The organism is Thermofilaceae archaeon, assembly GCA_038731975.1.
GTDB lineage: Archaea > Thermoproteota > Thermoprotei > Thermofilales > Thermofilaceae > JANXEW01.
On the sequence record JAVYQJ010000031.1, the window covers coordinates 1 to 9,308 of the forward strand.

General features: G+C 58.2%; 14 protein-coding genes. 9 read left to right on the forward strand and 5 right to left on the reverse strand.

All coding sequences use genetic code 11. The features are described from left to right. The first annotated feature begins 145 nt into the window (after window positions 1–145). The 4 genes from QXF46_08300 to QXF46_08315 all read left to right on the forward strand — a co-directional run bounded on the left by QXF46_08300 (window position 146) and on the right by QXF46_08315 (window position 3,875). Window positions 146–1,654: a type II/IV secretion system ATPase subunit gene (locus QXF46_08300; GenBank protein ID MEM0226857.1), complete on the forward strand. Its 1,509-nt coding sequence runs from the start codon at window positions 146–148 to the stop codon at window positions 1,652–1,654. Window positions 1,655–1,665: 11 nt separating this feature from the next. Further along, complete coding sequence (locus QXF46_08305; GenBank protein ID MEM0226858.1) at window positions 1,666–2,523, forward strand: type II secretion system F family protein; 858 nt, start codon at window positions 1,666–1,668, stop codon at window positions 2,521–2,523. Window positions 2,524–2,672: 149 nt separating this feature from the next. After that, the gene (locus QXF46_08310; GenBank protein ID MEM0226859.1) at window positions 2,673–3,587 is read left to right on the forward strand and encodes a type II secretion system F family protein; all 915 of its coding nucleotides are present in this window, start codon (window positions 2,673–2,675) and stop codon (window positions 3,585–3,587) included. Window positions 3,588–3,668: 81 nt separating this feature from the next. Then, window positions 3,669–3,875: a hypothetical protein gene (locus QXF46_08315; GenBank protein MEM0226860.1), complete on the forward strand. Its 207-nt coding sequence runs from the start codon at window positions 3,669–3,671 to the stop codon at window positions 3,873–3,875. 53 nt (window positions 3,876–3,928) lie between these two features. On the opposite strand, the gene QXF46_08320 is transcribed toward QXF46_08315, so the two are convergent. Next, entirely contained in the window at window positions 3,929–4,276 is a 348-nt protein-coding gene (locus QXF46_08320) for an iron-sulfur cluster assembly protein (protein ID MEM0226861.1), read from the reverse strand. A 133-nt stretch (window positions 4,277–4,409) separates the two neighbouring features. Between QXF46_08320 and QXF46_08325 the strand changes: the two genes are divergently transcribed. After that, the gene (locus QXF46_08325; protein ID MEM0226862.1) at window positions 4,410–4,973 is read left to right on the forward strand and encodes a hypothetical protein; all 564 of its coding nucleotides are present in this window, start codon (window positions 4,410–4,412) and stop codon (window positions 4,971–4,973) included. 4 nt (window positions 4,974–4,977) lie between these two features. Further along, the gene (locus tag QXF46_08330) at window positions 4,978–5,487 is read left to right on the forward strand and encodes a hypothetical protein (GenBank protein ID MEM0226863.1); all 510 of its coding nucleotides are present in this window, start codon (window positions 4,978–4,980) and stop codon (window positions 5,485–5,487) included. On the opposite strand, the gene QXF46_08335 is transcribed toward QXF46_08330, so the two are convergent. The 4 genes from QXF46_08335 to QXF46_08350 form a co-directional block, all read right to left on the reverse strand. Beyond that, the gene (locus tag QXF46_08335; GenBank protein ID MEM0226864.1) at window positions 5,395–5,817 is read right to left on the reverse strand and encodes a helix-turn-helix domain-containing protein; all 423 of its coding nucleotides are present in this window, start codon (window positions 5,815–5,817) and stop codon (window positions 5,395–5,397) included. The two genes, QXF46_08330 and QXF46_08335, sit on opposite strands and share 93 nt — an antisense overlap. Window positions 5,818–5,822: 5 nt before the next feature. Then, a complete protein-coding gene (locus tag QXF46_08340; protein MEM0226865.1) occupies window positions 5,823–7,118 on the reverse strand; it encodes a DUF438 domain-containing protein in 1,296 nt (431 codons plus the stop codon). A gap of 194 nt (window positions 7,119–7,312) precedes the next feature. After that, entirely contained in the window at window positions 7,313–7,666 is a 354-nt protein-coding gene (locus tag QXF46_08345; protein MEM0226866.1) for a type II toxin-antitoxin system VapC family toxin, read from the reverse strand. Beyond that, entirely contained in the window at window positions 7,663–7,896 is a 234-nt protein-coding gene (locus QXF46_08350) for an antitoxin VapB family protein (protein MEM0226867.1), read from the reverse strand. The genes QXF46_08345 and QXF46_08350 overlap by 4 nt, the downstream gene beginning before the upstream one ends. A 104-nt stretch (window positions 7,897–8,000) precedes the next feature. On the opposite strand from QXF46_08350, the gene QXF46_08355 reads away from it, so the two are divergent. The 3 genes from QXF46_08355 to QXF46_08365 all read left to right on the forward strand — a co-directional run. Continuing rightward, entirely contained in the window at window positions 8,001–8,405 is a 405-nt protein-coding gene (locus QXF46_08355) for a HEPN domain-containing protein (GenBank protein MEM0226868.1), read from the forward strand. Window positions 8,406–8,432: 27 nt separating this feature from the next. After that, window positions 8,433–8,702 carry a nucleotidyltransferase domain-containing protein gene (locus QXF46_08360; GenBank protein MEM0226869.1) on the forward strand — a complete coding sequence of 90 codons (270 nt, stop codon included), beginning with the start codon at window positions 8,433–8,435 and terminating at the stop codon, window positions 8,700–8,702. A gap of 123 nt (window positions 8,703–8,825) precedes the next feature. Beyond that, a partial coding sequence (locus QXF46_08365; protein MEM0226870.1) for an endonuclease NucS occupies window positions 8,826–9,308 on the forward strand: 483 nt, incomplete at its 3' end.

The following is a 9,308-nucleotide window of genomic DNA, read 5'->3' on the forward strand; positions in this document are numbered from 1 at the left end:
ATGCTGGGTTCTATGACGTCCAGGTTGGATGCTGCTATCTCTCGGAGGACTTCGTGGAGAGCGATGTTCCTATCCCGGCTCATTCCCTCCACTCTAGCACGTATATATTCGTGAGTTATTTATATTGGTTACCAATCGCTTAGCTGTGGTTGTAGAGGAAGCTGCCGTCTCAACCTACATCCCCGAGAGCGAAGCGATTGTCGAGCTGTACGAGGTTTCACCACCCTTCGCCTACGCCGTCGTTACGAGGGATAGGAGGACGGGGCGGATGCTATACAGGGTGCTGGAGCCGATCTTGACAACGCAGGAGATGAAAGCCTTGGCAGAGGTAAAAAGGCTGCTGCTTGAGAGCCAGAGGCCGGCTCTCGATGAGATCAGGAGGAAGGGGGTGGAGGAGGTTTTGAGAGAGAGGGTGAGAGATGTCGTGAGGAAGTTTAAGCTTCCCGTGGGCGAGGACGCATTCGATAAGCTGTTCTACTACGTGAGGAGGGATATGCTGGGATACGGGCCCATCGACGTCCTGATCAGGGATCCGAGGATAGAGGACATAAGCTGTGACGGTGTCGGGGTTCCAATCTACGTTTGGCACAGCAGGTATGAGTCGCTGCCGACCAACATCGTCTTCAGTAGCCCCGAGGAGCTCGAATCGATCATCGTGAGGCTCTCCCATAAAGCGGGGAAGCACATATCCGTTGCAAACCCGGTCGTCGAGGGTTCCCTGCCTGAGGGTTACAGGCTGCATGCAACTCTCTCAGAGGTCTCGAGGAGGGGTGGCACCTTCACCATCAGGAAGTTCAGGGAGATCCCCTTCTCGATCGTCGACCTTGTGAGGCTTGGAACCGTTTCGCTCGAGCTTGCAGCGTACCTTTGGCTTCTCGTTGAGGCGAGGAAGAGCCTGATGATCGTGGGGGCCACGGCCAGTGGTAAGACCACGACTCTGAACGCGGTGGCAACCTTTATCCGACCCGAGGCTAAGATCGTGACGATCGAGGAGACGCCCGAGCTCAACCTGCCGCACGAGAACTGGGTTCCGCTGGTGGCTAGGCCCTCTGTGGACCCGTGGGCTAGGAGCGTATCCCTGTTCGACCTGCTGAAGTCGGCGCTCAGGATGAGGCCCGACTACATAATCGTGGGGGAAGTGAGGGGGGAGGAGGCTTTCACGCTCTTCCAGGCTATCGCCACGGGGCACGCGGGGATGTGCACGATGCACGCTGAGAACGTTGAGTACGCTGTGAAGCGGCTCGTGTCGGAGCCCATGAACGTCCCCTCCTTCCTCATCCCGCTGATGAACGTGATGCTGACCATCAAGAGGATTCAAGTCGGTGAGACGATAGTTAGGAGAGTGGTAGAGGTTCGCGAGATGGTTTCGAGTGAAAACGGGTTTGAGGGCCACGTGGTTTTCAGGTACAACCCGTTTTCAAACAGGATCGAGAGGGTGAGCGAGAGTAGGCTCCTACCCGCCATCGCTGAGGAACGCTTCATCCCTGTGAGCGAGCTCGTGGAGGAGATTGAGAGGAGGCAAACCGTGCTGCGCTTCCTCCTTGAGAGGGGAATCACAGACTTCGCGAGGGTTAGCAGGGTTGTCAGGGATTACGCGTTGAGGCCGATGGCGGTCTACACGGCGATCGAAAGAGGGCTCTACGATTTGCGCTAGCGGGTGATATAGTGGCTCCGGGCTGGCTTCTAAACCTCGCTAAGCGCTTGAGCGAGAAAGCTGGAGTCTTCAAGGAAATCTACTACACGGCCGGTTTCGAGGAGCCTTTCGAATCCTACCTGGGGAAGTGGCTGCTAGCCTACATCGCTTCAGCGCCGGCTATTACAGCCCTCACGGCCTACCTCCACGGGTTGGTGTTCAAGTACCCCTTACCCTTCACCATCATCTTGACGGTTATTATCCTGGTCATCTACACACTGCTTTTCGCGCTCATCTTCCTCTACTACCCCGTGTACAGGAGGTACTCCAGAGGGGTCAGTATCGATTCGCGGCTGCCGTACACTATCGCTTACTTTGCTGCTCTCGCATCATCCGGGATGGGTCTTGAAGCGATCGTTGAGAGGGTTGCCGAAGTTGAGGAAGTGAAGGCGACGAAGAGGGAGCTCGAGTTGTTCCTAACGGAGGTTAAGCTCCTAGGCTTGGACGTGCTGTCGGCTCTCGATAGGAGGGCAAGGGCGAGCCCCTCGATCCTGCTCTCGCTCTTCTTCTCGGGTCTCAGGGACGCTTACATCACGGCGGGCAACCTGTACGAGTACGCGGCCTTCATGGCCCGACGCTTGCTCGAGATGAAGAGGAACGAGTTGAGGAACATCGTGAACTCAATCTCGATGGTGGCTGAGATGTACGTCACGCTGATGGTTGCTGCACCGCTGATGTTCGTCGTGATGCTCGCAGTGATAGCGATGATGGGTGGGACTGTGGGGGGTCTGCCGCCGCAACTGATAATCGCGCTCATCCTTGTGGTGGGCATCCCGGCGTCCGCCGCAGCCACGCTCGTCATACTGGATGGCATACTCTCGAAGGTTTAACGACTCTGTTGTGAGCGAATCCCTTTAGATTTACCGGAGTGAAGAAAGGCACAGTGTTGAGGCTTGCTGAAAGCTGAGGCTTGTAGCCTCGATGAGCGTTAGCGTTTTAGACTTGAGTGCTGTTCTTTGGCAAAGACTGGTGGGGTGTCTTGCCTTACGTTGAGGTGAAGGGGGGCGTTAAGGCCCTGCTAGCCGTGTTATCCATAACGCTAGCCGCTGTTCCTGCGGCATTGGCTATTGCTCTGCTCGGCTCCCGCGAGCTCGTTACGGTGGAGATTGCGCCCGGCCTTACGCTCGCTTGGGCTAGCGACGTGTACTTCCTCTTCTCCCTGGCGGCTGCGGCAGCTATCACCCCTTACGCAGCGGTCAGCTTCATGAACAGGAGGTACGTTGAAGCGATTGAGAGGCGTTTACCGGCTTTCTTCGAGGGGGTGGAGGAGGGCGTTCGCGCCGGCATGCCCCTGGTTAGAGCGGTGGAGACAGCGGCCAAATCCGTTGGGGGGCCGTTAGCGAGCGAGATGCTTACTGTTGTAAGCAGAGTGGAGCTCGGCGATACGCTCGAGGGTGCTCTCGAGGGGCTTGTGAAGCGGATTCCAGCGCCGGCTTTGAAGAGGGCGGCCAGCCTTCTGCTCGTAGCCTACCAGAGCGGGGGTAGGGTGGGGGAGGTTCTGGGTGCTGCAGCTGAGATGTATGGGCTGCTGAGGAGCTACGAGGAGGAGAGGAGGGCTACGATGGCCCCGTACGCCTACGCCATCTACGTTTCGCTGATTGTTTTCCTGCTTGTAGCCACGATCCTTCTGCTAGTTTTCATTGCTCCGTTGGAAGCGCTCGGCAGGGAAGCTGCGCAGCTTTTAACACCTCTTCCCCCTCCACTCTTCAAGGCGACGTTCTTCATGGCTGCGGCTATACAAGCGTTCGTCGGCGGCTTAGTCGCCGGCAAGATCAGCAGGGGTACTGTTAAAGCCGGCCTCCCCCAAGCGGTGGGCATGCTCGTCGCTGTTGCAGCCTACTTCCATCTATTGGAAGTATTTTTGGAACCTGCTTTCACCATACCGCCCGGTTAGTTCAAAGGATCCAAAGAGCATTTTTAACCATTTGTTCATCTGGAAAGATACTTTTAAAAATCAGTAATGGTAGCCGTAAACGTGTCTTCGAGTCTGGAAAGGCTAGAGAGAGCATTAAGAAGGCTCCCTAACCTAGTACACTCCGTGGACAGCCTTGAACTCTCCATCCTTCTGCTTAAAGTGACCTTAGAAGTAGCAGTTTTCGCCGCTCTCCTCTACCTAGTGGGCGAGATAGTAAATGGGTTGTGGAGCTTAGCCCATAGCATTACGGGAGTCTTCCTCCCCTAGGTTGAAGGTTTCCGAATACCCTACAGGCTTCCAGGAAGCGAGGGTTACTCGTGTTATTGTTGAGCCCTTTTCAGCCACTCCTCGACTATATCCACGCCGTACAGCTCCTTGATCCTCCTCCTCCCCTCCTCCGTCATCCTGAGAGGGGTCCACGGTGGATCCCAGACGACCTCCACGTCGACCTCTTTGACCTCCGGCAGCTCGGTTCTGATTGCGTCCTCGACCATTGCCGGCATGAAGGCGGAGATCGGGCAGCCTGGTGCCGTCAGCGTCATCTTAACCTCAACTCGCTCCCCCTCGATCCGTACGTCGTAGATCAGGCCCAGGTCGTAAATGTTGACCGGTATCTCAGGGTCGTAGACCTTTCGTAGAGCCTCTATGACCTTCTCCTTCGTGATCACAGTTGACGCTGTCAATACTCGGTTTTTATGCCTTTCGCGCCCCGATGCGAGGACCGCGTGGCCGCTTTTACGCTGAAAACCGTTGATTCAGCGGCATGCTTATCAGCGGTCGAGCGGAGGGGACGGGGCGCTTATGGGCGAGCAGCAGAAGGCTCAGGGCGCTGACGCCTACCTCCGGATGGTTCACGAGCTTAGGGAGGGGTTGCCGAAAATCGTCATTGACGTTGGGGTTGCGGTTCTCATCTGGCTGTTCTCGATGTACGTGTTCATCCCCCTCTCGAGGGAGTACGCGCTGATCGGAATCCCCCTTCCGCAGCTCATCAGCCTCATCGCCGTGATCGCGATCGCGGCGATCACCTTCAGCATGGTCAGGACGGCCTTGGGCGTTATCGACGCGGTGGCGGCCTACCTGGCGCACGAGGTTGGGTTGAGGCACAGGGCGAGCGAGGAGGAGCTGCGCAGCTACAGAGCTGGGCTCAGAGGGATCTTCTACGTCCTCGTCGCATCCCTCCTCTTCCTCCTATTCAAGGACTTCATCAACGTCATTCACCCTGCTCTCTCGGCGGTCATCCTCTTCTTCCTGGCCGTGTGGGCCGTCGTGACGCTCGTTAGATCGGGTAGATCCTTCTCGAGGCTGGCCGAGATATACGCTAGCGAGTGGGTTTCCGAGCTGGAGAAGAGGAGGAGCAAAGGCTGAGAGTGTGGAGCGGAGAGCCGCGGGGGGCGAGTGGGAGCGCTACGAGGAGGCAGCGGCCAAGCTGGGTAGGGCGGTAGTTGCGTACGCAACCGCCTTTCTCCTCTGGCTGTTCCTCATAGCCATCTTCGTGCCAGCCGCCAGCGCCCCCTCGTCGGAGCAGATACTGCCCATAGTAGCGCTCATCTTCCTCGCGGGGATAGCCGTTGAAGTCTACTGGGGGACCGTGAACCTGGTCGATTTCCTCAGCTTAGCCAGCCCGAGCAGAGTGACTAGGTTCCTGGCTCTCGAGCTGATAGTGCTCCTGGACTCGCTGCTCCTAGCAACTCCGCTCCACTTCATATCCCCAGTGCTCGGCGGAGCTTGTATCGTGGTGGCAGCCGTGGCAGCCGTTCTGATCTTGGTGACTCACACGGAGGCGGCCTTAGAGCTGGTGTTCAACCGCTGGAGGAGAGGAGTTAGGGGTGCTGGGGCCGAAGAGGCTTCGGCAAACCCTGCAGCCGGTGGATCTCAGTGAGGGTTCAAGCCTGAAGTGGAAGGGGCAAGCGTACCCCTTACCCATGATGTACAGCGCGATCCTGGCCACCTCCAGTTGGAGCTCGAGCTCGCTCAGCGGGCGTGAGGCGGCTCGAGAGGCTAGGCGTGAGATGAGCTCTTCAACGTCGCTGCGGTCTCTCAAGTCTATCTGTGACCCCCTCTCCCCCTTCAGGTAGCGCGTCACCGCCGAAGGTGAGATGCCCAGGGCCGCTGCGGCCTTAACCCTGCTGAGGCCGTGCTCATTGACGAGCGCCTCCACTAGCCTCCTCATGATGTAGGGGGTGATGTACCTCGCACCCAGCTCGAGCACCGGGATCAGAGCACCACCACCTTCTTCAGCACTTCCTCCGGATTCTTTAGCGCTTCAGTGAAGTCCTCAACCACTTCCACCGCTCCGAGGTAGTTGCCCTCCTTGTCCCGGACAGCAGAGATGAAGACCCTGACTACTCGATCGCCAATCCTCGTCCAGAACTCCCTGTAGTCGGCCTCGCCCCTCTTCAGCGCTTCCACGGTTTCGTTCACCAGCCTCTCGAGGCGCGGTGGGTGGCAGAAGAGCAGCCTCCTGCCGAGGATAGTCCTCGTCCTGACGAACACTGAGGGGAGACGGCCGTCGGAGTAGAACCTGACCCTCTCGCTCGCGTCAGCGAAGGTGACTTCGACGGGCAGCGCATCGAAGATGCCCTTCACCTCTCCCGGGGTGAGGAAGCCCGTACCTAGGTCGAGGTCCCCTTCGCGCTTCAGCTGGTACGCGTCGGGCTCTAGCCTCAGGAGAGCCATTTCCCTGAACTCGGGCGGCAGCCTCTCAACGGCTTCACTGCTGATCTGGGGGTCCACCTGGTGTGGGAGCAGGGGCTCCGCCCTCGGCTCCCACTTTCTCTCGGGCTTCACCAAGTAGCCGATTTTCTCCGCCTCTTCAGCGATCGCGGCCCACTCACCCTCGCCGAAGAGGGCGAAAACAGCGGGGTAGAGGATCTTGTTCTCCCTGAAGACGAGCTCCGACACTTCTCTAGCCAGCTTCAGAGCCTCCTCGGCCACCAATCTTACCTCACTGGGCGGGAGCTCACCCTCAACCCTCTTGAGGAGAGCCCTTAGCTTCACGATAACCCCATCCTCGCGGCCCCAGAGAACCCGGGGGATCGCTACGATCCCCCTCCTCTCAAGGTAGGGGAAGATGAGCATCTGAACCTTCCTGTAGTGGATCCTAATCCCGCGCAGGCCGCGTAGCAGGGCTTTCATCTGCTCGAAGAGCGGCTTCAACTCCTCGTCGCGCGCGGACTGCAAGGCTCCGGCTACAACGCTCAGTTGCTCCGACAGCTTCAGCAGCAGCTCGTTCTCCTTGAGGAGGAGGTCCAGCGGGTGACCCTCCGGCACCTCCCTCAGCTCCCTTCCGGCTAGGTACTCCCGGAAGAGGTCCACGTGTAGGTCGCAGAGCTTCAGAATCTCGGAGATCGGTACCCCCTCCTTCACTAGCTGCTGCTCGATAAGAGGTATCTCCCAGGGCTGCACCGTTGATAAGACTTGCCTGAACTCCCTCTTCAACTCCTCTACGTTCGCCCCCTCGTGCAGCCTCCTCAAGAGGCTTTTAACCAGCTCAATTTTCTGAGCTTCCATATTTGCCACCTGTCAAATTACCCTGTCATAAACCACTTATAAACCTAACTCCCGCGCGCTGTTCTGCTAGAGAAGCCTGCTGCCTATGCCTTTGACAGTGTCCATATGGACAGGATTGCGCTAGAAGAGGTTCGTGAGATGGTCACTGAAGCCCGCTGAGAGCACCCGGAAGCCGCGCGGGCTTCTCGCATAAATTATTCGACAAGCTCCAGCTTCAAGCCGTGGCTTACCAGCTCCTTGAAGTGCCTATCCTTAGACTTCAGCACGAGGTTATGGGCGATCGCTGTCGAAGCGATGAGTAGGTCGGCGTCCGGTACAGGTGACCCCCGCTTCTTGAGCTCATCGTATAGCTCGCAGTAGACCCTTACGACATCGTTGTCGAGGTTGATGACGTCGAAGCTCTCCTCGAGAAGCCTCTTTACGGCGCCGCGCTTTCCCGCGGGAACCCCTCTGAGTACTTCGATTAAAGTAATGATCGATATCGCGCCCTCCTCGAACGACTTCCTCCTGAGCAGCTCGATGAGCCAGCTCGTGTCAAACAGCTTCATCCCAGCGCGAACCCCTTCCTGAACTCCTCCGACGACTGGGCGATCGCCTCAAGATCCTCTCCGCTCAGCAGCTCAACCAGCTCTCTGAAGGCGTTCTCCCTCTTGATCCTCCTAGCCTCCAGGTAGAGCTTGAGGAGGAACTCTCCCCACTCCATGTCCCCCTTCGCCTTCTCCAGCACCTCCTTCACCTCAGCAGGGACAGAGATCGTCGCGTACCTCCTCAACAACATCACCATTCAACTTTATAGCTACATAGTTATATGCGTACCGCCGCCTTTCGATCCTCATCGTTCCGCGCACACCACGCAAAATTAATCATCAAGCCTAGACGGTCATGAGGGTGGTGCAGCTGTCGCTTGAGGAGGTAAAGCTCCTCTGCAGGCGGGCTGAAGGCTTCCTGCGAAACGCTGAGCACCTCATCAGCGTCGGGGAGTGGGATCTTGCCGCCTTCAGCTTGGAGCAGTACTGCCAGCTCGCTCTCAAGTGCAAGCTGCTCCTGAAGACGGGCTCCTACCCGAGGACGCGCTCCTTGAGGAGGCTGGTGAGGGAGTTGGGCAGGATAGCCCCTGAGCTCCTCACGCTGGTGGAGGACGAGGTGAACCTGCACTACGTGGCCAGGCTCGAGGAGGCCTACGTAGCAGCCAGGTACATGCCCTACAGCTACGAGGAGAAGGAGGTTAAGAGCCTCTACCGATTCGTGGTCGAGAAGTTCAAGCCGCTAGTCGAGAAGGTGGTCTAGACGAGCCGGATACCCGAAGACGTCCTACTGGCGGCTAGGAGGGTTAAGGAGCTAGTGAGAACTTTCGACCCCGAGGCGAGGGTCTACGTCTTCGGTTCCGCGGCTCGAGGAGAGCTGACCGCAGCGAGCGACATCGACGTCCTAGTTCTGACCGAGAGGGTCGACCTGAAGTACGAAATCATGGTCAAAGTCTACAGGTACGTTGAAGAACCTGTGGAGCTCCACGTGGTCAACGAGAAGCAGCTGAAGGGATGGTACCGGAGGTTCATCCCACCGGGGGAGCTCGTGGAAGTCTAACGCAAGTCAGGCGTCCCAGCATTCTCGCAGCTCAGCTTGCCCTAGCCCTACACCTGTGACCGTCCACCGCGTTATTGACTGGTTCAGTGTTGCGTTTAATTCCCTCGGTTCTGCGCCACTTTCGTGGAAGTTCTCGTTAGGCCTTCGATGGAGGAGGCTGCCGCAGGCATCAGGAGAGCTGTAGCTGGGAAGCACGTCTGCATCATCATAGCCCGCTGCAGCGTGAGGTACAGCGGCCGAGCCTCCTCGACGCTTGGGCCGGGGGAGCGCGTCATCATTGTGAAGCAGGACGGGAGCGTGCTGGTGCACAAGCCTGAGGGGTACGAGCCGGTGAACTGGCAGCCTCCGGGCACCGTGATCTCCACAGAGCTGCGCGAGGGCAAGCTGGTTCTGCGGGCTGTAAGGCTCCGGCCCCACGAGGAGCTGGTGGTTGAAGTGGAGGAGGTTCTCATGCTGGCGCACGCCAGGCTAACGGACGAGGAGGAGCTGGAGATGTACGGGAGCGAGGAGGAGATCCGCGACGCGCTGGTCGAGAACCCCCACTTGATCAAGGAGGGCTTGAAGCCGGTTGAGATCGAGAGGAGGACGCGCGCGGGCTTCATCGAC

Excerpts from the sequence above, each read along its gene's own strand:
- QXF46_08355 (MEM0226868.1), top strand. The coding sequence starts at position 8,001 with ATGAGGGTGGTGCAGCTGTCGCTTGAGGAGGTAAAGCTCCTCTGCAGG.
- QXF46_08345 (MEM0226866.1), bottom strand. The coding sequence starts at position 7,666 with ATGAAGCTGTTTGACACGAGCTGGCTCATCGAGCTGCTCAGGAGGAAG.
- QXF46_08325 (MEM0226862.1), top strand. The coding sequence starts at position 4,410 with ATGGGCGAGCAGCAGAAGGCTCAGGGCGCTGACGCCTACCTCCGGATG.
- QXF46_08350 (MEM0226867.1), bottom strand. The coding sequence starts at position 7,896 with ATGTTGTTGAGGAGGTACGCGACGATCTCTGTCCCTGCTGAGGTGAAG.
- QXF46_08340 (MEM0226865.1), bottom strand. The coding sequence starts at position 7,118 with ATGGAAGCTCAGAAAATTGAGCTGGTTAAAAGCCTCTTGAGGAGGCTG.